General features: G+C 41.2%; 21 protein-coding genes. 17 read left to right on the forward strand and 4 right to left on the reverse strand.

From position 1 onward, the window contains the following. Positions 1-102: 102 nt before the first annotated feature. Positions 103-687 carry an AAA family ATPase gene (locus tag MHH60_RS01030; protein WP_076134937.1) on the reverse strand — a complete coding sequence of 195 codons (585 nt, stop codon included), beginning with the start codon at positions 685-687 and terminating at the stop codon, positions 103-105. A 231-nt stretch (positions 688-918) separates the two neighbouring features. Between MHH60_RS01030 and MHH60_RS01035 the strand changes: the two genes are divergently transcribed. Next, positions 919-2,475, forward strand: coding sequence for an ABC-F family ATP-binding cassette domain-containing protein (locus tag MHH60_RS01035; protein ID WP_036677991.1), 1,557 nt, complete (start codon positions 919-921; stop codon positions 2,473-2,475). Between the two features lie 109 nt (positions 2,476-2,584). Continuing rightward, positions 2,585-3,700: a phosphotransferase gene (locus tag MHH60_RS01040; protein ID WP_076134935.1), complete on the forward strand. Its 1,116-nt coding sequence runs from the start codon at positions 2,585-2,587 to the stop codon at positions 3,698-3,700. Between the two features lie 61 nt (positions 3,701-3,761). Here the strand turns inward: MHH60_RS01040 and MHH60_RS01045 are convergent, their stop codons facing one another. Then, the gene (locus MHH60_RS01045; RefSeq protein WP_179088898.1) at positions 3,762-5,429 is read right to left on the reverse strand and encodes a ribonuclease J; all 1,668 of its coding nucleotides are present in this window, start codon (positions 5,427-5,429) and stop codon (positions 3,762-3,764) included. A gap of 123 nt (positions 5,430-5,552) precedes the next feature. On the opposite strand from MHH60_RS01045, the gene MHH60_RS01050 reads away from it, so the two are divergent. From MHH60_RS01050 to MHH60_RS01075, 6 genes are all read left to right on the forward strand, one after another. Then, complete coding sequence (locus MHH60_RS01050; RefSeq protein WP_076134933.1) at positions 5,553-6,029, forward strand: GNAT family N-acetyltransferase; 477 nt, start codon at positions 5,553-5,555, stop codon at positions 6,027-6,029. Between the two features lie 116 nt (positions 6,030-6,145). Then, positions 6,146-6,679, forward strand: coding sequence for a TetR/AcrR family transcriptional regulator (locus MHH60_RS01055; protein WP_111504005.1), 534 nt, complete (start codon positions 6,146-6,148; stop codon positions 6,677-6,679). Between the two features lie 13 nt (positions 6,680-6,692). Next, positions 6,693-7,019, forward strand: a complete 327-nt coding sequence (locus MHH60_RS01060) for a DMT family transporter (RefSeq protein WP_036677974.1) — start codon at positions 6,693-6,695, stop codon at positions 7,017-7,019. A gap of 17 nt (positions 7,020-7,036) precedes the next feature. Next, on the forward strand, positions 7,037-7,396 hold the full coding sequence (locus tag MHH60_RS01065; RefSeq protein WP_076134929.1) for a DMT family transporter: 360 nt from the start codon (positions 7,037-7,039) through the stop codon (positions 7,394-7,396). A gap of 290 nt (positions 7,397-7,686) precedes the next feature. Beyond that, the gene (locus MHH60_RS01070; RefSeq protein ID WP_076134927.1) at positions 7,687-11,187 is read left to right on the forward strand and encodes a discoidin domain-containing protein; all 3,501 of its coding nucleotides are present in this window, start codon (positions 7,687-7,689) and stop codon (positions 11,185-11,187) included. A 291-nt stretch (positions 11,188-11,478) separates the two neighbouring features. Further along, entirely contained in the window at positions 11,479-11,820 is a 342-nt protein-coding gene (locus MHH60_RS01075) for a DUF1801 domain-containing protein (protein WP_076134925.1), read from the forward strand. 80 nt (positions 11,821-11,900) lie between these two features. Here the strand turns inward: MHH60_RS01075 and MHH60_RS01080 are convergent, their stop codons facing one another. Continuing rightward, complete coding sequence (locus tag MHH60_RS01080; RefSeq protein WP_370511170.1) at positions 11,901-12,323, reverse strand: MarR family winged helix-turn-helix transcriptional regulator; 423 nt, start codon at positions 12,321-12,323, stop codon at positions 11,901-11,903. A 276-nt stretch (positions 12,324-12,599) separates the two neighbouring features. On the opposite strand from MHH60_RS01080, the gene MHH60_RS01085 reads away from it, so the two are divergent. Further along, on the forward strand, positions 12,600-14,123 hold the full coding sequence (locus tag MHH60_RS01085) for an MDR family MFS transporter (RefSeq protein ID WP_076134921.1): 1,524 nt from the start codon (positions 12,600-12,602) through the stop codon (positions 14,121-14,123). A 78-nt stretch (positions 14,124-14,201) separates the two neighbouring features. On the opposite strand, the gene MHH60_RS01090 is transcribed toward MHH60_RS01085, so the two are convergent. Next, positions 14,202-15,287 carry a helix-turn-helix transcriptional regulator gene (locus MHH60_RS01090; RefSeq protein WP_076134920.1) on the reverse strand — a complete coding sequence of 362 codons (1,086 nt, stop codon included), beginning with the start codon at positions 15,285-15,287 and terminating at the stop codon, positions 14,202-14,204. A gap of 128 nt (positions 15,288-15,415) precedes the next feature. On the opposite strand from MHH60_RS01090, the gene MHH60_RS01095 reads away from it, so the two are divergent. The 8 genes from MHH60_RS01095 to nhaC all read left to right on the forward strand — a co-directional run bounded on the left by MHH60_RS01095 (position 15,416) and on the right by nhaC (position 24,933). Further along, positions 15,416-16,495, forward strand: a complete 1,080-nt coding sequence (locus MHH60_RS01095) for a saccharopine dehydrogenase family protein (protein ID WP_076134918.1) — start codon at positions 15,416-15,418, stop codon at positions 16,493-16,495. Between the two features lie 35 nt (positions 16,496-16,530). Further along, positions 16,531-17,097 (forward strand): adenylyl-sulfate kinase, encoded by a 567-nt coding sequence (cysC, locus tag MHH60_RS01100; protein ID WP_076134916.1) that lies wholly within the window; start codon positions 16,531-16,533, stop codon positions 17,095-17,097. A gap of 93 nt (positions 17,098-17,190) precedes the next feature. After that, positions 17,191-18,033, forward strand: coding sequence for a flavodoxin family protein (locus MHH60_RS01105; RefSeq protein ID WP_256715105.1), 843 nt, complete (start codon positions 17,191-17,193; stop codon positions 18,031-18,033). Between the two features lie 76 nt (positions 18,034-18,109). Further along, a complete protein-coding gene (locus MHH60_RS01110) occupies positions 18,110-20,494 on the forward strand; it encodes a polyprenyl synthetase family protein (RefSeq protein ID WP_076134914.1) in 2,385 nt (794 codons plus the stop codon). 166 nt (positions 20,495-20,660) lie between these two features. Continuing rightward, positions 20,661-21,158, forward strand: a complete 498-nt coding sequence (locus MHH60_RS01115; protein ID WP_036678355.1) for an RNA polymerase sigma factor — start codon at positions 20,661-20,663, stop codon at positions 21,156-21,158. Between the two features lie 17 nt (positions 21,159-21,175). After that, positions 21,176-22,660, forward strand: a complete 1,485-nt coding sequence (locus MHH60_RS01120; RefSeq protein WP_076134913.1) for a DUF4179 domain-containing protein — start codon at positions 21,176-21,178, stop codon at positions 22,658-22,660. A 55-nt stretch (positions 22,661-22,715) separates the two neighbouring features. After that, entirely contained in the window at positions 22,716-23,342 is a 627-nt protein-coding gene (locus MHH60_RS01125; RefSeq protein WP_076134912.1) for an HAD family hydrolase, read from the forward strand. Between the two features lie 223 nt (positions 23,343-23,565). After that, positions 23,566-24,933, forward strand: coding sequence for a Na+/H+ antiporter NhaC (nhaC, locus tag MHH60_RS01130; protein WP_076134911.1), 1,368 nt, complete (start codon positions 23,566-23,568; stop codon positions 24,931-24,933). The last annotated feature ends 14 nt before the right edge of the window (positions 24,934-24,947 follow it).

Genomic DNA, 24,947 nt, shown 5'->3' on the forward strand with positions numbered 1-24,947 from the left:
ACACTCCCCAAGCACTCTTTTCTAACGAATAGCTGCACTGGGGTCCGAAACTCTGCGCAAAAGGTGATAAAAGTGGAAATAACGTCATCTGGGTCCGAAAGTCTAGCCGTAAATAAATTGCTCTATTGCCGCAGTAGTAGCAGTAATATCCGGATTAGAATTGTCGATCAACGCAATATTTTCAGCCGGGAGCGGCCATTCTACCGTACGGTTGCCAAGAGAAGTGCGGAATTCATTCCAATGCTGGAACTTCCATTCATCTAGTGGTGATTGTCTGTCTTGAATTCGTTCCCGGTACAATTCCTCGTTGGCTAACCCTACCAAGACAACCTTGACCTCAACATCTTGAAGGGAACGCCCGATCCGAGCTAACTCATGGCTGATCCAGTCAGGATTGGCCGCCTCTTTGGTAAAGGGACCCACTACAAAAGCATCGACGTCCAAGCTTATATTATCCAGCGCAGCATCCATAGTGATTCGATAACCTAAATCGCGGCATAACCTTTTGTACTCTGCTGAGTCTCTATCTGCCGGATCCAGTCCGTGTAAAGTCATTATCGCGTCAGCAGCAGGCCGTAGTAGGATATCCATATCGAAAAAAGGTATTTTGCGCCGTGAAGCAATCGCTTTAGCTAACGTTGTTTTGCCTGCACCAGCTGGACCAAGAAAAAATACAAGTTTATTCATTTTTAATTCTCCTTAGTTCTCAAGTCAACTCTAATGTGTATCTATGCATACTATCATATAAAAGATGACGAGCAATCGCCAGCGTAATCCCATTCTCGGCAAGTGACGGTTCTCAAAACTAAATTTGCTCGCAAATTAGTCCATAAAATGATATTTTTTTGCTTCTCCATTGAGTTTTTAGTTAATCCTGCTTATAATATAGCGAGAAAAATAAGAAAAAGGTGTCCATAAATGAGCATATTAAATGTTGAAGGATTAAGTCATGGCTTTGGAGATCGTGCGATCTTTAAGGATGTTTCATTCCGTCTCCTAAAAGGCGAGCATATCGGATTATTCGGCGCTAACGGCGAAGGAAAATCCACTTTTATGAATATTGTTACAGGCAAACTGCAACCTGATGAAGGTAAAGTCGAATGGTCCAAGCGGGTGCGTGTTGGCTACCTCGATCAGCATGCAGTGCTGACCAAAGGAATGACGATTCAAGACGTACTCAGAAGTGCTTTTCAATACCTGTTTGATCTTGAGCAAGAGATGAACGATATGTACGGCAGAATGGGTGACGTTTCACCTGAAGAGCTGGAAAAGCTGCTGGAAGAAGTAGGTACCATCCAAGATACACTTACAAATCAAGATTTTTACATGATTGATGCGAAAGTACAAGAAACCGCGCGTGGACTAGGGATCACTGATATTGGATTGGATCGCGACGTAGCGGATCTTAGTGGTGGTCAACGTACCAAAATCTTGCTTGCTAAGCTATTGCTTGAAAAACCAGATATTTTGCTCCTCGATGAACCTACGAACTATCTGGATGAGCAGCATATTGAATGGCTGAGACGTTACCTTCAAGAGTATGATAATGCTTTTATTCTGATCTCACACGATATGCCATTCTTGAACAGTGTTATCAACCTGATCTACCATATGGAAAATCAAAAGCTGACCCGTTATGTGGGTGATTATGAGCAGTTCCAACAAGTCTACGAAATGAGAAAACAACAGCTTGAATCTGCTTATAATCGCCAAAAGCAAGAAATAGCAGAGCTGAAGGATTTCGTAGCTCGTAACAAAGCCAGCGTGGCTACCCGTAACATGGCGATGTCCAGACAGAAGAAGCTCGACAAGATGGAGATCATCGAGATTGCCAAGGAGAAACCGAAACCACAGTTTAACTTTAAAGAAGGTAAAACTGCCGGCAAGATGATTTTCGAAGCAAAAGAATTGGTTATCGGCTACGACTCTCCATTGTCCAGACCGCTTAATTTGTTGATGGAGCGTGGACAGAAGATCGCGTTGGTTGGGGCAAACGGAATTGGTAAAACAACATTGCTGCGCAGTATTTTAGGTGAAATCTCTGCTTTGTCCGGTTCGGTAGAACGTGGATACCATCAGGAGATTGGTTATTTTGAGCAAGAGATGAAGGAAGGCAATTACAAGACTTGTATTGAGGAAATCTGGGATACATTCCCGTCTCTGTCACAATTCGAAGTACGTGCTGCCCTTGCTAAATGCGGATTAACCACGAAGCATATTGAGAGTAAGATTGCTGTACTAAGTGGTGGGGAAAAAGCTAAAGTGCGTCTATGTAAGCTCATTAATAGCGAAACTAATATTCTCGTATTAGATGAGCCGACGAACCATTTGGATATCGATGCCAAAGATGAACTGAAACGCGCTCTAAAAGCATACAAAGGAAGCATTCTTATGATTTCTCACGAACCCGATTTTTATCAGGACATCGTAACCGATATCTGGAATTGCGAAGATTGGACAACGAAAGTATTCTAATAAGCAAGTCTTTGATGAACAAGCCTATGAGTGATAACGAATCTGTTACGCTCCATAGGCTTTTTTAGTGGAATAGAACGGGATCTAAACAGAGACAGGGAGGGTCTATGTGCTAGAGAATAAAATAGATCAGCTTAACACCTGTATTCAGCGGATTTTTGAAGAATCCGAAGCAAAGATAGTCAATTTTACATGTGAAGATTTAGATTATAAAACACCTAATTTTACAACAGCGGGTATCTTTCGTCTAAGCGGTTTTGCATCTATTAATCATAAGCAGCTTCCATGGTCAATCATATTAAAGATAATCAAGCCAGATAGTGCGGAGAAAGATAATCTTCAGCATCACAATTACTGGCGACGAGAAGCCCTAGTCTTTGAATCCAAGATTCTCGAAGAGCTTCCTAGCTCAATCAAGGCAGCTAAGTGTTATCTTGTTGAGGAACAAGCAGATGGTACCGTATGGTTATGGATGGAACGAATTGATGGGGAATATGCCTATACAAAGGAACAGTTTAATTATATCGCTGAGCAGTTAGGTCGTTTCAATGGAACTTATCTGACAGGAAAGAAAATTCCTGATGAGAAGTGGATTTGCAAAAACTGGCTCAAATCATGGACGACCTCGAGTAAAATCTACGCCCCTAATCCAGCAAAATATATAAATCAATTACATAATGATAATGAACGTAGTATCTGGACATGGTTCCAAGACTTCACAGACCAGATTGACAGAAGCTTACGTTCTTTGAATAGCTTGCCGCGAGTGCTTGCACACCAAGACCTCAGTCAAATGAATATGCTGCTAACTCAAAGTGATACGGACGGCGAACGGCTAATATTAATTGACTGGCAATTTATGAGTATATCGGGGATAGGCGAAGACCTTGGCAAAATGTTTGGCGTAAATATGAGCTTAGGAGTTTTTCCTAATCACCGCTACGAGGAATATAAAGAGTCTCTATTCCAAAACTATATGAAGGGATTAAAAGATACAGGATGGCAGGGGGACGAGTCCCTTGCAAGATATGGTTATTGTTTAGGCACTGCTTTACGTAGTGTCTGGGAAGTGCCTCAATACTTTTCATTGGCCGCACAGTTAAAAACGGATCCAACTAACCTAAAGCTTCAAGATCGAGTTTCCCAATTGGAGCAAATTATTAATATTCAACGGAATATGGCGACAGAATGTATCAAGATGAATATATGGGCGCAATTTAGTTAAAATCTATCCTCTACAACTGGATATGAAAAGAAAAGGAGTTCCCAACGGGAGCTCCTTTTTACTAAACCTCAATGATGATTGGAAGAATCATTGGCCGTCGTTTCGTTTTCTCGTATAGGAACTTACTTAATGATTCTTTGATGGTCTGCTTGATGATATTCCATTGGCCGAGATCCGTTTCGTTCATTTTTTTAAGGGTCGATGTTACATGCTGGTTGATCTCGTCCATTAAATTATCGGAGTTACGGACATAAACGAACCCCCTGGAAATAGTGTCTGGCTCGTTTAATAGACGTCCATCGGTTTGGCTCAGTGTAATCACTGTAATCAGGATGCCGTCTGCTGACAGCTGGCGACGATCGCGAAGCACAACATTTCCAATATCACCGATCCCAAGGCCATCCACTAGAATTTGCCCAGCAGTCACTCGACCGGATTGGCGGACAACACCAGACTTAGACTCGACGATGTCTCCATTTTTTAGAATAAAGATATTTTCCGGTTTGACGCCTACCGCCTCCGCTAACAAGCTGTGATGATGCAGCATACGGTATTCACCATGAATCGGAATAAAGTATTCAGGTTTCATTAGAGTGAGCATTAGCTTAAGCTCCTCTTGGCTGCCATGCCCGGAGACGTGAAGCTCACTGCGTGAACCATAGATGACTTTAGCACCCAGCATATATAAATTATCGACAATCCTTGAAACATTCCGTTCATTTCCCGGGATGGGATTGGCTGCGAGCAGCACCGTGTCCCCAGCCTGGATCTCCATCAATCGATGACTTGAGTTCGCTAAGCGGGATAGTGCGGCCATGGGCTCTCCTTGACTGCCTGTACATAAAACAGTTACCTGTGCCGGAGGGAGCTTAGCAGCTTCTGCAGGTTCGATCAGCATATCGTCCGGAATGTTCAAATAACCGAGCTCTTGGGCCACTCTGACTACATTTACCATACTTCTGCCAAGTAAGGTCAATTTACGTTCAGTTAAATGAGAAGCATCAATGATCTGCTGTAGACGATGTACATTTGAGGCGAAGGTAGAAATAAAAATTCTACGTTCTGCTTTTAAAAAGGCTTCTTCTATGTGAGCGCCAACAAGTTTTTCAGATGGGGTGAAGCCAGGACGCTCAGCATTAGTGCTTTCTGACAGCAAGATCTTTACTCCGTTTTTCCCAATATCGGCCATTTTATGTATATCTGGATACTGTTTGTTGACGGGCGTCATGTCAAATTTGAAGTCTCCCGTATGAACTACGGTACCTTCAGGTGTATCGAATACTACGCCAAGGCAATCTGGAATACTATGATTTGTATTAAAAAATGTTGTAGTAATGGCTCCCAGGGTTAAAGTGGATTCTGAATTAATACAATGGAGTTTCGTTTGTCGTAAAATTCCATGTTCCCTAAGTTTATTTTCGATTAATCCTAAGGTTAAACGGGAAGCATATATTGGGATATTTAACTGTTTAAGCAGGTAAGGAATCCCACCGATATGATCCTCATGTCCGTGCGTCACCACCAACGCTTGTACCTTATCAATATTATTTAATAAATACGAAACATCAGGAATAATCAGGTCAATCCCTAAGAGACTTTCATCTGGGAATTTAGAGCCGCAATCAATGACAACAATATCATCTGCGTATTGCAGGATATACATATTTTTACCAATCTCATGAACCCCACCTAATGCTGCAATCGAGAGTTGCTTAGCTACCATTTTCATTGAAGCTCCTCCTAAATAAATTTCTCTTTATTATGTTTGAAACCCATTATAATTATCCATTCTGAAGCTTGATACAATATAATAACTGAAGAAAGCTAATCGAAAGATAGGAGAACGTTACTCATGAATATCCGACTATTACAAATGAAAGATAATAGCTCCATTGAAAAGGTCATCAGGGACTGCCTAATTGAGTTTGGCGGGAATCGCGCGGGTCTAGCCTGGGAGGATGACAGCCTGCATCATTTATCAGATTATTATAATAATAGTGAGAATCGGGCTTATTGGGTTATTGAAGAGGGAGGGGAAGTATTAGGAGGTTGTGGAATTGCTCCTTTCGGGAATGATGACAAAATATGTGAGTTGCAAAAAATGTATTTATCTCAGTCGATTAGAGGTAACGGGATAGCCAAAGAACTTTTAAATACAGCGTTGGACTTTGCTAAGCTTCATTACAACCAATGTTATTTGGAGACACTTCAAAACATGCACGCAGCTAACCGTTTCTATATGAAAAATGGATTTGAGCTTTTGGATGAACCGCTGGCTGGGTCGGAGCATTTTGCTTGTGATGCTTGGTATATTAAAAATTTAATGTAATTGCTTTAAAAATGTTGGAGGCCTGGATTACCAGGCTTTTTTTGATCGAAGGTAATGATTTTTTATTTGACAATAAAACCGTCCAGACGGTATAGTAAATAGCAGAGGTGATTATTGTGAACAGTAATTCAAAACGAAGTAGTATTTTATTAGCAGCTTCTATTGTGGTTAAAAATAATGGGGTGGAGAAGCTTACGCTTGAAGCCGTTGCCAAAGAAGCCGGGGTCAGTAAAGGTGGACTGCTGCACCATTTTCCGAATAAGGAAGCATTAATAAAAAGTATGGTGGAAGAGTTAACAAGCGATTTTTTCAGTAATGTTCAAGAAAGAGTAGGTAATGCATCTAGAGAAACGGGGAAGTGGGGACGAGCGTTTGTTCAGGCGATTGACGACGATCTTAAGGAAGAGCAAGAGATTAGCACAGCGCTTTCGGCTGCTCTTTTTACGAATCCGGATATCCTTAAGAAATTTCAAGACCAATACTCAGTATGGCAAAACAATATAGAGAACGATGGAATAGATCCTGTACGTTCCACAATTGTCAGGCTGGCAGCGGACGGTTTATGGTATTCAGAAATGTTCGGATTAGGAGCTTTAGATAAGGATTTACGAGATAAAGTAATTCAAGAATTAATAAACATGACGGAGTAAGGAGGGGCTATTGTTGAATTCATATGTGTTACTGGCAACAGCGATTATCTGCGAGGTATTTGGTAGCTCCATGCTTAAGGTTTCTAACGGGTTTAAAAAGATTTTACCTTCAATAGGAGTTGTACTCGGCATGGGTTCAGCCTTTTATTGTCTTTCTTTAGCGCTTTCAACGATTCCACTAGGGACGGCTTATGCTATTTGGTCGGGGGTAGGTACGGCTTTAACTGCGTTAATTGGAGTCATCATTTATAAAGAAAACTTCAATCTGAAGAAATTACTCGGCCTGATTCTTATCATTGGTGGAGTAGTCATTATGAAACTTTCTGGTGGATCTCATTAGAGCTTGGAGGAAATGTTATGAACAAGAATAAGGGTTTTTGGGTACTAGGGGTAGCTATTATAAGCGAAGTAATAGGTACAACTATGCTGAAAATGTCAGAAGGGTTCACACAAATATTGCCTACTATAGGTGTTATTATTGGTTTTATAATCGCATTTTATAGTTTGTCCATAAGTCTCAGAGTTTTACCTTTAAGCCTAGCTTATGCGATTTGGGCAGGTGTAGGTACAGTTCTAACCGCAATCGTTGGTATCGTAATATGGGGGGATCCATTTAGTGTGCTTACACTTGCAGGCATAGTATTAATAGTTGGAGGTGTGGTGTTATTAAACGCTCCAGATTCAGCTAATGAAAAAGAACTTAAATCCACAAGTTAATCTTCATAAAAAACTAGGGCCTGAGAAATCAGGCCTTTATTTGATTGGCATGATGTTAATAGATTCCATATATAGGGTAGTTTCGCGATATTGGTATCACATATCTTTTCCGTAGAATTACATCTTATAGCTTGATCCTCTCTTTCTCTATAATGAGAGTGTCTCACATTGAAAGGAGGATCGGTTGTTATTTAATGTGCTCTGAGATGAATCGGATTGTAAACGCTATCATTTGAGCACTCCGATAGGGCGACACGTTAGTGAGTATCTACATTAAGAGGAGGATTATAATGCGCAACAAGTATGTCGTATGGTCGCTTGTAGTAACCCTATTGATTTCAAGTTTATACCTGGCAGCGGGTCCGTTCACATTTGTTAGTGCCTCTGGTGGCGCGAATCTGACGCTGGGCAAAACTGTAACGGCTAGTGGTCAATCACAAACGTATAGTCCAAACAATGTGAAAGACAGCAATCAAGAGACGTATTGGGAAAGCAGCAATAATGCATTTCCACAATGGATCCAAGTTGATCTCGGTACAGAGACAAGTATTGACCAAATCGTATTGAAGCTGCCAACGGGCTGGGAGACGCGTACGCAAACACTCGCCGTTCAAGGTAGTACAAATGGATCTACATTCACTGACATTGTTGGTTCAGCTGATTATGTGTTCAATCCTTCAGCAGGAGGGAACACTGTTAAGCTTGATTTTTCAGCAATCAGCACTCGTTATGTACGCCTGAATGTAACAGGCAATACGGGTTGGCCGGCAGCGCAAGTATCTGAATTCGAAATTTATGGAGCTAGCACACCAATACCGACGCCAACAGTCACACCAACGCCAACAGCCACACCGACAGCAACGCCAACGCCTACAGCAACACCAACACCAACAGCCACGCCGACTGCAACGCCAACGGCCACACCAACGCCAACAGCGACAGTAACGCCAACAGTCACACCAACACCTGTTACGGGCAGTAATATCGCGGTTGGCAAATCGATTACCGCATCCTCTAATACGCAATCATTTGTGGCAGCAAATGCTAATGACAACAACACCAACACATACTGGGAAGGTGGCAGTAATCCTAGTTCATTGATACTTGACCTGGGGTCAAACTACAATGTTTCCTCAATCGTTCTAAAGTTAAATCCAGCCGCTGCATGGGGAGCACGTACCCAGACGATTCAAGTGCTCGGTCACAATCAAAACACAACGACATTTGGGAATCTGGTGTCAGCACAATCGTATTCGTTTAATCCAGCTTCAGGAAATACAGTAACCATTCCTGTTACCGCAACTGTCAAACGTCTACAGCTTAATATTACTGCCAACTCGGGTGCTCCAGCTGGACAGATCGCCGAATTTGAAGTATACGGTACTCCAGCTCCGAATCCGGATTTGGTGATTACTGGCATGTCCTGGTCACCAACGAATCCGGTCGAGTCTAATGCGATTACGCTGAACGCAATCGTAAAGAATATCGGCAATGCCAGCTCTCCAGCTACTACTGTTAATTTCTATTTAAATAATGAGCTTGTAGGCTCAGCTCCGGTAGGTGTACTAGCAACTGGAGCATCGACAACAGCATCGATGACACTTACCGCAGGAGTTAAGCCTGCCGCAACGTATTCAGTTAGTGCCAAAGTTGATGAAGACAACCTAGTTATCGAACAAAATGAAGCGAATAACAGCTACACGAACCCAGCGTCACTTATTATCGCTCCAGTGTCCAGCTCTGACTTAGTGGGAACTGTTACATGGACACCAAGTAATCCTGTTGCTAATAACAATGTAGCGTTCAATGTAAATCTTAAGAATCAAGGAACCATTGCCTCTGCAAGTGGTTCACATGGTATAAGCGTTGTTCTAAAAAACTCTGCGGGTTCCACTGTTCAAACCTATAATGGATCTTATAACGGTGCCTTAGCAGCGGGGGCATCAGTTAATGTTGCGATTCCAGGGACTTGGACAGCGATTAATGGTAACTACACAGTCACCTCTACTGTTGAAGTGGATGCTAATGAGATAGCTGCCAAGCAAGCGAATAATGTAAGTGTTTCTAATCTCGTTGTCTATGCTGCGCGTGGTGCAAGCATGCCGTATAGTCGATATGATACCGAGGATGCTACTCTCGGGGGTGGCGCGACCTTGAAATCGGCGCCAACCTTTGATCAAGCATTACCCGCTTCTGAAGCTTCTGGCCAGCGTTATATAGCTCTTCCTTCGAATGGTTCGAACTTAGAGTGGACGGTCAGACAGGGTCAAGGCGGCGCAGGTGTAACGATGAGATTTACAATGCCTGACTCTGCAGATGGGATGGGATTGAATGGTTCACTGGATGTGTATGTGAATGGAGCGAAAGTAAAAACAGTTTCTTTAACCTCATACTACAGCTGGCAGTATTTCTCAGGTGATATGCCTGGCGATACACCTAGTGCAGGACGTCCACTATTCCGTTTTGATGAAGTTCACTGGAAGATGGATACACCCCTCCAACCTGGGGACAAGATTCGAATCCAGAAGAACAATGGAGATAGCTTGGAATATGGTGTGGATTTCATTGAAATTGAATCTGTTCCAACAGCAATTGCCCGCCCAGCTAACTCCGTATCTGTAACAGATTACGGTGCTGTGGCAAACGACGGACAAGATGATCTGGCAGCTTTTAAAGCTACTGTAAATGCAGCCGTGGCAAGCGGAAAGTCTATTTATATTCCAGCAGGAACCTTTAATCTTAGCAGTATGTGGGAGATTGGTTCTGCTAGTAATATGATCAATAACCTCACTATTACTGGTGCTGGTCTCTGGCACACCAATATTCAGTTCACCAATCCTAATGCTGCGGGCGGGGGTATTTCACTCCGTATTTCAGGTAAGCTAGATTTCAGCAATGTTTATATGAATTCTAATTTGCGCTCACGTTATGGACAAAATGCAATTTACAAAGGTTTTATGGATAACTTTGGAACCAACTCTATTATCCATGATGTCTGGGTAGAGCATTTTGAATGCGGAATGTGGGTAGGCGACTACGCTCATACACCTGCGATTTATGCTACCGGGCTAGTAGTTGAAAACAGTCGGATTCGGAACAATCTTGCAGACGGCATCAACTTCTCGCAAGGAACTAGCAATTCAATTGTACGCAATAGCAGTGTGCGAAATAATGGTGACGATGGTCTTGCAGTATGGACCAGTAACACCAATGGTGCACCTGCTGGTGTGAATAATACCTTCTCGTATAACACCATTGAGAATAACTGGCGTGCGGCAGCGATTGCTTTCTTTGGAGGAAGTGGTCATAAGGCTGATCATAACTATATCATTGATACAGTTGGTGGTTCCGGCATACGTATGAATACCGTTTTTCCAGGTTATCATTTCCAGAATAATACGGGTGTAGTTTTCTCAGACACAACCATTATTAACAGTGGCACGAGTAAAGATCTTTATGGGGGTGAACGTGGCGCAATTGATCTTGAAGCATCAAATGATGCTATCAAGAACGTTACATTTAACAACATAGACATCATTAATACCCAGCGAGATGCGATTCAATTTGGATATGGTGGTGGATTCGAGAACATCGTGTTCAACAACATCAACATTAACGGTACAGGACTTGATGAAATAACAACTTCACGGTTCTCAGGTCCACATAAAGGTGCAGCTATTTACACCTATACGGGCAATGGTGCGGCAACCTTTAATAACCTGACAACTTCCAACATTGCTTATCCGAATCTGAATTATATTCAGAGCGGTTTTAATCTAACGATTCATTAATTTTATGTACGAGGTTAAGGGAGAAGCTCTTAGGAGCTTTTCCCTTTTAGCTTGTAACGAGCTGGATATCTCTAATTTTCCAGAAGGATAATGACTACATGACCAAGAAATTAATATATGGGGAATTTAAACTATTAAATTTTGAAAATCTTTTGCAAATGTGTTGATTTCATCATCTTAAGTTCGTCATAGCAGATGCGTCGGATCTCAAAGGACCTCCTGATTTTGTTAAAACAACTTACTGCGCTTATTCAGGCAAACCATTTAATTACTTAAAGGGAGAGATGAAAAATGAATCAGGAAGTAATCGATTTTATTGAAGCGCTAAAAGAATCATGGCAGGTGGAGTTGTCCACCTCACTACGTGAGGTTGTTCATCAGGCTATACCGGATGTACAGGAACGTATTCAGTATAAGAAACCTCATTTTTTGAAAAATGGAAAATACGCTGCGGCCATCTCGATATCAAAAGACGCAGTCAGCTTTGTAATCTTTAATACAACCGAGCTAACGCTTCCAGAGGGAGCATTTGAGGGACCACCTGAAAGGAAAACCCTGAAGCTTCGAAAAGGAGACACATTTGATTCTGCACAGTTGGTCTCTTTAGTTGCTCAAGCTTCAGCTTCTCTTTGATCCATACTTATATTAAAAGGACGATATCTCAAAGTCATTTGACTTCATGGGATATCGTCCTTTTTGACGATTATACAGTTTTAGTTACTCGTTGTAGTGCTGAGATAGTGAATCTGCTCTTCCAGGATGGTACTTGCTTTGCCTAAAAATGTTGTTATCAACTCAAGCTCCTGTTCAGTAAAGGAAGACGCCAGTTTAACCATCTTAGTGTGCAAAGGAAGGTAGGCATTTCCAACCTCGCTATTCTCATATAAAGGAACAATGATCACCTTACGACGGTCTTTGGGGTCATGTTCTCTGCGAACAAAAGCATTTTTTTCAAGTCGATCAACTAATGTGGTAATGCTGCCTGTAGTAAGTCCAGTTAATTTGGATAGCTCGCCGGCGGTGATAGGACCTTTTTCATGAAGGATATCTATAGATAGAAAATCGTTATTGTATAACCCTAAAGAAGTTGCTACTTTTTGCTGATACAAAACCGTTCGGCTGCCTAGGCCCCGCATGCGTAAAGTTAAGTCTTCCTGCTGAATTGTAACTTGATTGTGCCGATCTCTTGACAAAAGAGGACCCTCCTTTTAAAATGTTTAAATCTTGATAATCAAGATAATTAATAAACAAGATGCTTGATGAACATCTAATTAATTGTCTTGATTTTATCGAATTATTCACTAATTTGCAAAGGGTATAACATCACGTGGTTTGGAATGAAGCCTGTGCACAATCCTTTAACAATTAGAGTAGAACTAAACATTTGGGAAAAGTGGAGGAGAAAAAGGAGCATGGAAAAGAAAAATAAAGTTGGGGTTATTATAGTAGCTCTATTGTTGGCTACACTTATGGCATCAATGGATAATACTATACTTGCAACCGCAATGGGAACCATAGTAGGTGACCTTGGCGGCTTTGACAAATTGATGTGGGTTACGTCCGCTTATATGATAGCTGAGATGGCGGGAATGCCGATTTTCGGTAAATTATCGGATATGTATGGGCGTAAGCGATTTTTTATTTTCGGTATTATTGTCTTTATGATTGGTTCAGCTTTATGTGGTACGGCAAATTCTATTGTCCAGCTTAGTATTTATCGGGCGATTCAGGGTATTGGTGGAGGCGCACTCGTTCCTATTGCATTCACGATTATGTTCGATGTAGTGGCCCCAGAAAAACGGGGGAAAATCGGTGGGTTATTCGGTGCTGCCTATGGTATTTCCAGTATTTTTGGTCCCCTTATTGGCGCTTATATAGCGGATTATATTCATTGGTCTTGGGTCTTTTATATCAATTTACCCATTGGTGTTATTGCATTCTTTATGATCGCTTTCTTCTACAAAGAATCTGTTGAGCATTCCAAAGAGAAAATTGATTATCTTGGGGCTTTTACACTTGTAGCTTCAATCCTTTGTCTCATGTTTGCGATTGAGCTCGGGGGTAAGAAATATGCTTGGGACTCGACAATGATTCTGGGATTGTTTATGGCTTTTGTTGTGTTTTTAATTGGTTTTATTGTTATCGAACGTCGTGCAGAAGAGCCTATCATTACCTTTGGCATGTTCAAGAATCGTCTCTATTCTACGAGTAATGTTATGGCGATATTTAGCGGAGCGGCATTTATTACAGCCTCGGTGTACATTCCAATTTATATTCAAGGGGTTCTTGGCGGGTCTGCTACAAATTCGGGGCTTGTTCTACTTCCTATGATGATTGGTTCTGTTATCACTGCTGCTGGCGGAGGATTCTTGCTGTCTAAATTTAATTATCGCACGATCATGATTTCTACGTTAGTACTCCTTGTTGCAGGTATTGCTCTGCTTACCACACTAACACCAGACTCCTCCCGGTTCATGGTCACTATTTTTATGTTTCTGGTGGGTCTTGGCATAGGTTCATCATTTTCTGTTTTAAGCAATGCAGCGATTCATGGATTTACAGCAAGACAACGGGGTTCGGCAAGTTCGACACTTAGCTTCACACGGGAGCTGGGAATGACACTTGGTATTACGGTATTTGGTATTATTCAAAGTCACATTTTTTCGAATAAATTAACTTCCATGTTCAGTAAGGGAGGAGCGGCACCAGAAAGTGTTAATCTAAGTGATCCAAGTACAATTTTGACTCCCGACACACGGGACAAAATTCCCTCTGAGGTTCTTGATAAAATCACCGAAGGATTATCTTCCTCTCTTGTTCATACCTTTGCTTGGGCGATTATTCCATCAGTTATAGCTCTAATGGCAGCATTTGTGATGAGCAGGGAGAAGTTTGATCCTGCTTCTGAGCTGGAAGAATTTACGGCATCGCATTAAGGAAATAAAAGATAAAATAAAAGCCCAAGTCCTTTGTTAATAAGGGCTTGGGCTTTTTTGATAAGAAGCTCGGCGATCCTATTTCTCTGAAATGCTATATCGAGAATGTAAATGCCAGATAAGCTCTCTACGGCTGCTGACACCTGCTTTAGCGAAAATGGATTTTAAATGATCCTGAACCGTGTAAGCAGAAATATGTAGCTCAGCAGCCAATTCTTTAGTAGATAATCCGCGAATTACTCCTTCAAGTAAATGCTGTTCCCGTTTCGTCAGATCATACGCTTCTGCAATGATAGGAAGCATATCTGCTGGACGTGCAGGCTCGAATGAAATAGCAATTTGCGTCTGACCGTCGTATGCGTGAAGCCGGCTAGCCCGGATCACTAGATAAGGTCCGTCTGACATCCGGATACAGGACTTAGCCATCCCCGAAGATTCAAAGGGACTATTGATTGCTTGTGTGCTCACCGCCCGAATTGGTCGTGGCAGGATATGGTGATCAATTTTTTCTAATGAACGAAGTTTCTCTAACCAGCGGTCTGCTGTAGGATTGGAGGAGAGGAGCACTAGTTGATCAGAAAGGACGGCAATTCCTGAACCGTAATCTTCTTCCAGCCAAGTCTGATTTCTCTCAGGCAAGTCAAGACTGTAAGCCCGCATTCTTGCGGCAATCTCAGGAAGCATTAAGGTTATCCACTCACAATCTTCCCGTGAAAATACAGGCTGACCCGATTTTCTGTAAAGTGTCAGATACCCCCAACACGCATCTCCGTGAACAAGTACAGCGCGTAATTCATCCTCAAAACCTGCCGGAGATAGTACTTTTTGATAGCGAGCACTCAAATCTGGCTGCCCTTCGGTTGCTTCATATAAAGTAGCTACGTGCACTTTACTATGAACCATTTGCTCATAGGGATTAATATCCTCTTCACCGTATTCGATCTGGAACAAGTGATGATGAATGGATTCCACGTTATCTTCTGTAACCGCACCTGTCGAGAGTAGTGTCTGTGGATCAACATGGGTACAGCAGGCAGCATCAAAGGGTACAGCCTCGCGTAAAATCGACAGTAAAGAAGTACGGTAGCTATGTGAAGAATCAGAAACAGCACCTAACCTTATGATTTGTTGTTTAATATGATTAAGTTGTCTTATGGTTTTCATAGGTAAGCCCTCTAGTCATGGAGTATAAAAATAGGTATCCCACATTTATGGGATAGTGAATATAAAGCATATCCGTATAATTGAGAATGGTTCTTAATTATTTCTATTATATAGGATGCGGTGATAAAATGCAGAGAAAAGAAGATATTGTAGTCGTCGGCGGATATGGCCATGTAGGGCGTACCATTTGTGAAATCTTAGAGAAAAAATATCCTGGAAAAGTATATGCTGCAGGGCGAAGCCTTGTAAAAGCAAAGCAATTCAGTCAAACAACTGATGGGAAAATTAAGCCGATGCAGTTGGATATTAATAAACCTTTACCTACCGATAAGTTAGAACGAGTGAAATTAATCATTATGTGCTTAGATCAAACGGATACAGATTTTATAAGAGCTGTGTTTCGAAGCGGTATTCATTATGTGGATGTATCTGCGAACGGTTTGTTTTTGAATGAAATTGAGAAATACAAGAGAGAGGCTGAAGACAATGGGTCAAGTGCTGTCTTAAGTGTAGGACTTGCTCCCGGCATCACTAATCTCCTGGCCCTTGAAGCAGAGCGGCAGATGGATCAGATCGAGGAGATAGAAATTGCCATTATGCTCGGATTAGGTGATTCTCATGGCAAAGCGGCGCTAGAATGGACAGTCGACAGTTTAGCAGCTAAGTTCGAAGTGAAGCAGGATAATCAACAGGTTGAGGTGGAGAGCTTTACAGACAGAAGGTTGTATCATTTTGGTGATGAGATGGGTAACCGATATGCTTACCGTTTTCCATTCTCAGATCAACAGACACTTAGCAGAACACTGAAATCATCGTCTATCTCTACACGATTTTGTCTTGATTCAGCTGTAGTTACTAAAATACTGGCAATAACGAAAAGAACTGGAGCCGTTCGCTTACTGCAAATAGGCTGGCTGAAGAATTCAATTGTTCGTGTTATGGGGCGGCTGCATTTGGGGGATGATGGGTTCGCTATTAAGGTTGAGGCACGTGGAAGAAATTCAGAAGGTAAATTACTTCATGCGGATTTTTTATTACAAGGAAAGAATCAATCTATCATTACGGCAAAAGTAACAGCGGCAGTAGCAAAACATCTATATGATTCACCACCCCCAGGCGGAGTTTACCATATTGAGCAGATGACTGATATGACGTATATACAGAAGGAATTAGGATCAGCCATTTCTCTCAAGACTGCGGTAAACTAGTATAATATTAATCATATAGAAAGGGGCGTCTTAGAATGAATAGAAAAGATTGGGAGCTGTTGAACGGTCATAAAGCGGGCGTGTTTTGGTTCACAGGATTATCAGGTTCAGGAAAAAGTACACTAGCACAACAAGCTGAAAAAGAATTGTTTAAGCAAGGCATCCGATGTGCTGTGATCGACGGCGACCAGCTAAGAAAAGGTTTGAATATTGATTTAGGCTTTTCAGAAGAGGATCGTAAAGAAAATATGCGGCGCGCAGCCGAAGTAGCATCTATGTTTTTGGATCTAGGCTTTATAGTGCTTGTCCCGATGATTTCACCTTCTTCAGCTGCAAGAGAAGCGATTAGATATCGTTTTCAGTCTGGCGAGTTTGCAGAGATTTATGTGCAATGTTCATTAGAAACCTGCGAACAACGTGATCCTAAAGGGCTGTATAAGAAAGCTAGAAAAGGTGAAATTCGTGAGTTTACAGGTATTGATGCTATTTATGAAGCCCCTGAACTTGCCGAATTGACAGTTAACACAGAGATTTACGATATGGAGAGCAGTGTGAATCTGCTAGTTGATTTTGTTACACATAATTACGCTAAAAAGATATAGAGGGAAGTTAACAGAAGCCTGCTCAAGTAGGGCTTCTTTTTTTGCATTCTCAAATGGAATTTTATCGCATAAAAGGGATCAAGGTGCTACGATATGAATGAACAAAATATAATTCATTCATTTTTACAGGTATTAATTAAAATATGCATATATGGAGGGGTTCAAATGAAAAAAGTTACTGCATTTATTGGGAATCAACAAAAGCATGCGACCTTTGAAGCGGTTTGTGAATTTGGCAATAATTTAAAAGCATATGGTGATATTGAATTTGAGTATGTCTTTTTAAAAGATTATCGGCTTGAATATTGCCGGGGCTGTAAGATATGTTTCAATAAAGGTGAGGAGTATTGTCCACTAAAGGATGATCGTGATGTATTGATGGAGAAAATGATCCATTCTGACGGAATTATTTTCGCCACGCCTAATTATGCATTTCATGTATCGGCACCGATGAAGAACCTCTTGGATCGGCTTGCTTTTGTATTTCATAGACCTCGTTTCTTCGGGAAAACCTTCACGGCTATTGTCAATCAGGGGATCTTTGGAGGCAACAAAATTGTAAAATACCTTAGCGATATGGGCGAGAATTTCGGATTTCAAGTTACAAAAGGCTGTGTTTTGACTACTTTGGAGCCAAGAACAGAAGTTGCGCAGAAAAAAATGACGAGAGAAATAAAGAAAGCCTCCGAAAGATTCTATAAGGACCTTATATCGCCCAAGACCCCAGTTCCTTCTTTTCTCAGATTAATGCTGTTTCGAATGTCACGTACAAGTATAAAAACAATGCTTGATGATCATTCCAGGGATTATCGTTATTACAAAGAACAAGGCTGGTTTGAGTCGGGTTATTATTATCCTGTTTCATTGGGTCCTATAAAAAGGACAGCGGGTCTGATCTTTGACTTTATTGGGAAACGTATGGCGAAGAATTCGTAACCATAAAGACACTTCTCCGTATAAGATATGAACATGACCGACAATTAACCAAAAGAGAAGTTGAGGTAATCCACCTATGAATGTGAATGTAACCGATCATGCCGATTCAGCCTATTCGCTAGCCGAGCAGAGGGCGGCTCAGTATTTTGTTTCACTGCACATGCAGTTCAAAGAAAAAACTTATGTATCTACTCTGACTGAAGATATTCAATTATGGAAAAAACATCATATTCATCGCCGCTCATGGTTGTCATTTTTCTCTAGAGGGAAAAGGAAACCTGATTCTCAGGATTATCATAGGTATATAGGCTGGCTGAATCTTAACGGTAAATTGGATGATTATTTAGATCGCAGCGTGTCCTATTTATATATGAGGGATCTGGGCAAAGCCTTGGATTCTACTGATACACAAAACAGGATTAAGCGAATGGTTGCTGACATTAGATCTCAATTGATCCCAGACGATTCAACAACGATAAGAGATCAATCGGAATTTATGAGCTTGGCAGGAGTATATCGCTGGGCGCAGAAAGAAGGCGTCGAGACCGCCACCATCTGGGTGATCGACAAGCTAAAGAACGTATCAACCCATATTCCGCAGGAAATGAATGCCGAACAAGCGCAGCGTAAGTTAATTAAGATCATTATCGGGGTCATTCTGCATGTAATGGAGGAAATGGGGGAGAGTACCCCACCTTTGGAACGTTCTAAGAAGCTTAGTGAAGCCATTAGACTTGGTTATTCTTATGGGCTGACTTACCCTTTTATTGATGATCTTCTCGATTCCAGTGTCTTAACGGTTCAAGAAAAAGAGCAATATTCCCTTATGATACGCGACGCTATCCTTACTAGATCTGTGCCTGAGCTTGGAGAATGGTCCGGAGATAACATGGAATTCATTCGATACGTACATTCGGAGCTTAGTGAAGCTTTCGAATATATTAAAAGCTATCAACGTCCAGAAATGCAGAACATATTTTTCGAGCAATCCTTTGTGTTTTTTCAATCTCAGGAGCTGGACCGTGTTAAGGAACTTTCCAACGCTAAATACACCAATGAAGAGCTTTATATCCCCATTATCTTAAAATCTTCTTCTTCCCGTTTAATTGTCCGATCCGTTATTAGTGCACCTACAGATGATGGATTTGATCAACGTACTTTTTATTATGGTCTTTACAATCAACTGGCTGATGATTTTGCAGATATGTTTGACGATATGAAAGAGGGAGCGGTAACGCCGTATACCTATTTTCTGAAATACCGTGATCAACGTTCAGATTTGATAAACCCTTTTGAATTATACTGGACCGTCATCTCTCACCTAATCCATACCGTATATCAATCCGATGCCAAAACCCGTGAAGTGATTCTAGATCGAGCAATTAACGGTTTGAAGCGTTGTAAAGAACGTCTGGGTACTGAAAAGTATAAAGAGATTATGGAGATCTTTGCTTCGGGTCAACCCGAATTTAATCGTCTCGTGCAGCAAATGGTGTTGAAAGCTGATGATGTGGATTTTTTTGACAAACTACTAAGAGATCAGATGCTTACGAATTTAAAAAACAACAAGCAGGAAAAGGTGGATTTTCACAATACGATTCAAAAGGTTCGTGGTGAAATCAACAATCAATTGCCAATTAATAAACCTGTTGGGACACCAGCTATGAAAGAAATGTTAATTGATGCAGCCAATTATAGTTTAGAGGGTGATGGCAAGCGAATACGACCTATCCTGACTTGGGTTATGGGTGTGAACGAATACGGATTAGACAGCGCGGCAATTGTGCCGCTTTTGAGGTCTCTGGAATATATGCATACTGCATCCTTAATTTTCGATGATTTGCCCTCTCAGGATAATGCTCCCACTCGAAGAGGCCGTTCAACTCTACATGAGGTGTATAATAGCGCAACGGCGGAATTGACAGGCCTCTTTCTAATTCAGAAGTCGATTGAGGAACAGGCATCCCTTCATACATTCGATGCTACATCCGTAATTGCTTTAATGCAATATTCAGCTCAAAAGGCGGAAGATACCTGCATGGGGCAAGCGATGGATTTGAATTCTAAAGGAAAAGCATTGACGCTAGAGCAATTAAATATGATTTGTTTCTATAAGACGGGCATTGCGTTCGAAGCTTCACTAGTTATGCCAGCGATTCTTGCACAGGTTAAGGAGACAGAAATTGAAGCATTGAAGAAATTCGCTTATCATGCGGGGATTGCTTTTCAGATTAAAGATGATTTACTCGACTTGGAAGGGGATTTACAATTACTGGGTAAGCCCACAGGTCAGGATGTTGAGAATAACAATGCAACGTTTGTCTCCATTCTGGGTTCAGAAGGCGCTAGAAAAGAGATGTGGGAGCACTATTGTCTTGCCATGGAGGCGCTAAAAGAGATCCCCCGCAATATCAATTTTTTAAAACATCTATTGAATTATATGGTTAATCGTGATCGATAAATATGAAAATGGAGTGTTGGCATCTTTGCCAGCACTTTTTTATGAAAAAAATCAATCGTTTTTACGTTCAACTCCGTCTTACTTATAAGAACATCAGAACGATGACTTTATCCTAATACCGACACTGACAAAAAAAGAGGGGGTGTGGTGAGTGGTGGATAGGACGATGGACGAGGTCAGAATGGTTGATTTTGCCCGAATGGATGAGGAAGTTTTCTTTAAACGCCTGTATGTGGAGCATCGGAAAATGTACACCGTCGCTTATAGTTATCTACGGACAGAAGCGGACGCGTTAGAAGTTGTACAAGAGGCTTCATGTCGAGCTTGGATGAAACGTAAGAAGCTTAAAGATGAACAGTCATTTACACCTTGGTTGATTCGAATTACGATCAATTGCTGTATGGATGAACTACGACGAAAAAAACGAGTGATTCCTACGGAGAAGCTGGCAGAGGTTGCAACTCAGGAAATGAAAAGCAACGACCGGATTGATCTGGAACGTGCTATGAACCGGCTAAAGCCCAAATATCGGCATGTGGTACTTCTTAAATATTACAATGACATGACTACAATCGAAATTGCAAAGGTGCTAAAAAAACCTGAAGGTACAATCAAAACCTGGTTACGTGAGGGACTTAAACAGCTTCGTAATGTGCTTAAGTGATATGGGAGGTGAACGGAGTGACAGATAAAGAAGATCGTATTTTGCAGAAAAATGTTGATGAAATGAATCAGAATACTGAAACTTTACAGGAAATGAAAATATATAACGCGATGCGAAAGGGAATTATGGAAGGAAAAAAACGTGAGAAACGCCGCTTTTATACCGCAGGTATGGGAGTGATCGCAGCTGCAGCCGTAGCCCTATTATTTACATACTCTTCAATCGGATTACCGGCCAAGGAAGTGGCTCAACCTTCAGTTCAAACCGCCAGCCCTAAAAATACAGATGATTTTGCAGCTTATCGTTCATTTTCAAGGTTAGAACCAGCGCTTGCTAGTGCTCTGGAACAGAATCTCGTGATGCCGGTGGGTCAGAGCGCGGAAAACAAGGGGTACCGAGTGGATGTAACTGGTGCAGTAACAGATGGAAGGAAGGTTTATATTCTATATAGTGTTCAGAACAATACAGACAAAGAAGTTATACATGCGGATTTTGCGCTTCAATATGAAGGCATACAGGAGTCGAATCTACATAAAGGTGCTGCACTAAGTATGCTTGCCAGCGATAACCGAATTCAACCAGGAGAGTCTAAGGATTTTATATACACCACTAGTCTTTCACCAACGGTTAAATATCCAAAGGAAGTAAACTATAATGTCATTCTCACTGAAACTTCAGATAAGGCGCTACAATCCAGTAGTAATAAATACCGGACTAATCTGGATGTTGCGTTCGAACTTAATCCTGATATGCTCAAAGCACAGGAAAAAATTCTGAAAACGGATGAAACGCTGACAGTTGACGGGCAAAAGATTAAAGTGAATCTAGTGCAATATACACCGCTTAGTACCTATGTAGATTTGGAGTATGATCTGAACAATGTTAAACAAATTTTCCAATTGATTAATCCAGTTCTGATTAGTACAAATGGGGGAGCTACCGAAAAATTATTTTACCCTGACATCGTCAACTCTGACAATTCTGAAGTTTATTCGGACAACTCCAAGTTCACGCTGGTGTTCAGGAACAGTCAGAGCGGCCTAAGCCGTCAGCTAGACACTGTTTCATTAAAAACCTTTGGTATCTCAGCAGTGGAAAAGAATAAAATGAAAATTGTTGTTGATCTCAATAAGCAGCAAATCATTGAAGCACCGGGAAGCGGCCTTGAGCTTGTTGCTCCAACGCAAGAGAATTATGCAGATGAAGGAGAAATCTTGTTGCGGCATACAATTACTGATGCCGAATATTTAAAATACTACACTAGACTTTCTGAGACTTTTACTGATGCGGAAGGAAATGTGCATAAAAGAGCAATCAAAACAACTTCGGCAGGAAACTTCGGTGGCTACATGACTTCAAAGGAGGGTACAGCCGTGGATGAAATGCGTTATACTTTTGGAAAGGGAGCGAAAGATTATCCTCAACCCCTAACGATTACGCTAGAGAAATATATCCATCCGATTATGGATACGCAAGCCGTAGAGTTATTTTCTAAGTCATAGATTAAGCTTAACGATTAATAATCTTGTATTTGTTGTAATCCTATAGGAGGTAGTTATGCGTAAATATAACACTGTAATCTTTGATGTGGATGGAACCTTAATTGATACAGAAATTGCTGTTTTGAGTTCTCTGCAAAAGATGTTAAAGGTGGATCACAACAAAGAGTATGAATTGTCAGAGCTCTATTTTGTGTTAGGTATTCCCGGTTCAGCTTCATTACCACAACTTGGGATTGAAGATATCCATGAGGGCAATGAGAGATGGAATGTTTTCATGAAAGATTTCTATGATACTATTAACATTTTTGACGGAATTGTAGATGTAATGAGTTCATTACAGTCAAAAGAGATCGTTCAAGGAATTGTGACTTCCAAGACAAGAGATGAGCTAAATGACGATTTCGCTCCATTTGGCTTAACTAAATATTTATCATATACCGTTATCGCAGAAGATACAGCAAAGCATAAGCCGCATCCAGACCCCTTGCTAGAATTTATTAGATTATCAAAAGCAAACCCTGAATCATCTATTTACATAGGGGACACGATTTATGATTATGAATGTGCACGAGATGCTGGTGTCGATTTTGGATTAGCTTTATGGGGATGTAAGCAGCATGAGCATATTCCCGCGAAATATAAATTTGAAACTCCGCAGGATATTTTAAAGCTGCAATTGTAAAGTGAATAGGATGAATATAGAGCAGAGCGGCATTTTGCCCTCTGTTTTTTTAATGGAAAAACCTTCATTGTATGTTCTTAACATTGACTCTTCTCTATCTTATCGTTAATATTACCTCTGTGCTTCATTGCCCAAAAGCCTAAAAGCTTAAAAGCTTAAAAGTAAGGAAGCGCCGCAATCTCCGAATTTTATCCCAATCACAATGTTAAGGAGCACTATCGTTATGGACCGTCAGCTTAGTTTTTCAAAAAGTATGATTATCATCGCTTTTATTTTTGCACTTCTTTTTGTATCTATTTTCCTATTAAAAGCAGAACCTCATATCCCCCTTCTCGCAACCACAGTTGGCACAGCAGTCTTATTGGGTTTATTTGGCGTGTCATGGAAAGATATTGAGGCAGCTATCATTAAAGGCATCCAAACAGCTATAATGCCCATTCTTATCCTCATGCTGATCGGAATATTGATCGCTGTATGGATGATGAGTGGAACGGTGCCTACACTTTTATTTTATGGTATGGATTATATTAATCCGAACTACTTTGCAGTAAGCGCGTTATATGTCACAATTGTCGTCTCTATGTTTACTGGAAGCTCGTTCACCACCGTTAGCACGATCGGTGTAGCTTTGATGGGTATTGCTTTGACGACAGGGATTTCGCCAACACTTGCTGCTGGAGCAATCATTTGCGGAGCTTGTTTTGGTGATAAAATGTCACCTTTATCTGATACTACAAATTTCGCACCTGCAGTGGTAGGTATATCCTTGTTCACACATATTCGTAATATGATGTACACAACGATTCCGGCGCTTATAATAACTACTGTCTTTTTCTTGTTCGCACCAAAAGCTGATGCGATTGATTTATCGTCGATTCAGGGGATTAAGTTTGCTCTACAAGATGGATTTCATATTCACTGGTTAACGTTGATCTCACCACTTGCCGTTATTATTTGCTCAATCAAACGAATTCCAATTCTCCCTACACTGATGGTTGGTATTGTCACTGGTCTTCTAGTGACCGCTATTATTCAGCAGCAGGCAGAAATCGGTGTCTGGTTCAGTGTGATGCAGAATGGATACGAAAGTACTATTGCCAATGAATCCGTTGCTTCTATCGTTAACCGAGGTGGAATGCAATCAATGATGAGTTCCGTTTCACTTATCTTGATTGCTTTATCATTAGGCGGACTAATCCAACATTGTGGTGTCATAGAGGCTTTTTTTCGCAAAATCATTCAACCGCTCAAACGTAAAAGCAGTATCGTGCTTATGAGCGGCGCATCATCCATTGCGGTTAATGGGATGACTGGTGAACAGTATCTTTCTATTCTGTTGCCCGGTCAAATGTTCAAAGATGAATATAATCGCCGAGGCATTCCAGCAAAGACACTATCCCGTACGTTAGAGGATTGTGGAACCCTTGTTAATCCTTTAATTCCTTGGGGAGTTAGCGGTGCTTTTTTCGCTGCTACACTAGGTGTGCCGGTAATTGAATATATACCTTATGCCACCCTTCTGTGGTTAAGCCCATTCATCACGTTTGCGTATGCTTTGATCCCGAAGCTGCAAAAGAATTCGCTAGGCTAACCTTCTCTGAAAGA

This window comes from Paenibacillus sp. FSL H7-0716 (assembly GCF_038002705.1).
Taxonomy (GTDB): domain Bacteria; phylum Bacillota; class Bacilli; order Paenibacillales; family Paenibacillaceae; genus Paenibacillus_AQ; species Paenibacillus_AQ odorifer.

Excerpts from the sequence above, each read along its gene's own strand:
- MHH60_RS01030 (WP_076134937.1), bottom strand. The coding sequence starts at position 687 with ATGAATAAACTTGTATTTTTTCTTGGTCCAGCTGGTGCAGGCAAAACA.
- MHH60_RS01035 (WP_036677991.1), top strand. The coding sequence starts at position 919 with ATGAGCATATTAAATGTTGAAGGATTAAGTCATGGCTTTGGAGATCGT.
- MHH60_RS01045 (WP_179088898.1), bottom strand. The coding sequence starts at position 5,429 with ATGAAAATGGTAGCTAAGCAACTCTCGATTGCAGCATTAGGTGGGGTT.
- MHH60_RS01050 (WP_076134933.1), top strand. The coding sequence starts at position 5,553 with ATGAATATCCGACTATTACAAATGAAAGATAATAGCTCCATTGAAAAG.
- MHH60_RS01065 (WP_076134929.1), top strand. The coding sequence starts at position 7,037 with ATGAACAAGAATAAGGGTTTTTGGGTACTAGGGGTAGCTATTATAAGC.
- MHH60_RS01070 (WP_076134927.1), top strand. The coding sequence starts at position 7,687 with ATGCGCAACAAGTATGTCGTATGGTCGCTTGTAGTAACCCTATTGATT.
- MHH60_RS01075 (WP_076134925.1), top strand. The coding sequence starts at position 11,479 with ATGAATCAGGAAGTAATCGATTTTATTGAAGCGCTAAAAGAATCATGG.
- MHH60_RS01080 (WP_370511170.1), bottom strand. The coding sequence starts at position 12,323 with ATGCGGGGCCTAGGCAGCCGAACGGTTTTGTATCAGCAAAAAGTAGCA.
- MHH60_RS01085 (WP_076134921.1), top strand. The coding sequence starts at position 12,600 with ATGGAAAAGAAAAATAAAGTTGGGGTTATTATAGTAGCTCTATTGTTG.
- MHH60_RS01090 (WP_076134920.1), bottom strand. The coding sequence starts at position 15,287 with ATGAAAACCATAAGACAACTTAATCATATTAAACAACAAATCATAAGG.
- MHH60_RS01095 (WP_076134918.1), top strand. The coding sequence starts at position 15,416 with ATGCAGAGAAAAGAAGATATTGTAGTCGTCGGCGGATATGGCCATGTA.
- cysC (WP_076134916.1), top strand. The coding sequence starts at position 16,531 with ATGAATAGAAAAGATTGGGAGCTGTTGAACGGTCATAAAGCGGGCGTG.
- MHH60_RS01105 (WP_256715105.1), top strand. The coding sequence starts at position 17,191 with ATGAATGAACAAAATATAATTCATTCATTTTTACAGGTATTAATTAAA.
- MHH60_RS01110 (WP_076134914.1), top strand. The coding sequence starts at position 18,110 with ATGAATGTGAATGTAACCGATCATGCCGATTCAGCCTATTCGCTAGCC.
- MHH60_RS01115 (WP_036678355.1), top strand. The coding sequence starts at position 20,661 with ATGGACGAGGTCAGAATGGTTGATTTTGCCCGAATGGATGAGGAAGTT.
- MHH60_RS01125 (WP_076134912.1), top strand. The coding sequence starts at position 22,716 with ATGCGTAAATATAACACTGTAATCTTTGATGTGGATGGAACCTTAATT.
- nhaC (WP_076134911.1), top strand. The coding sequence starts at position 23,566 with ATGGACCGTCAGCTTAGTTTTTCAAAAAGTATGATTATCATCGCTTTT.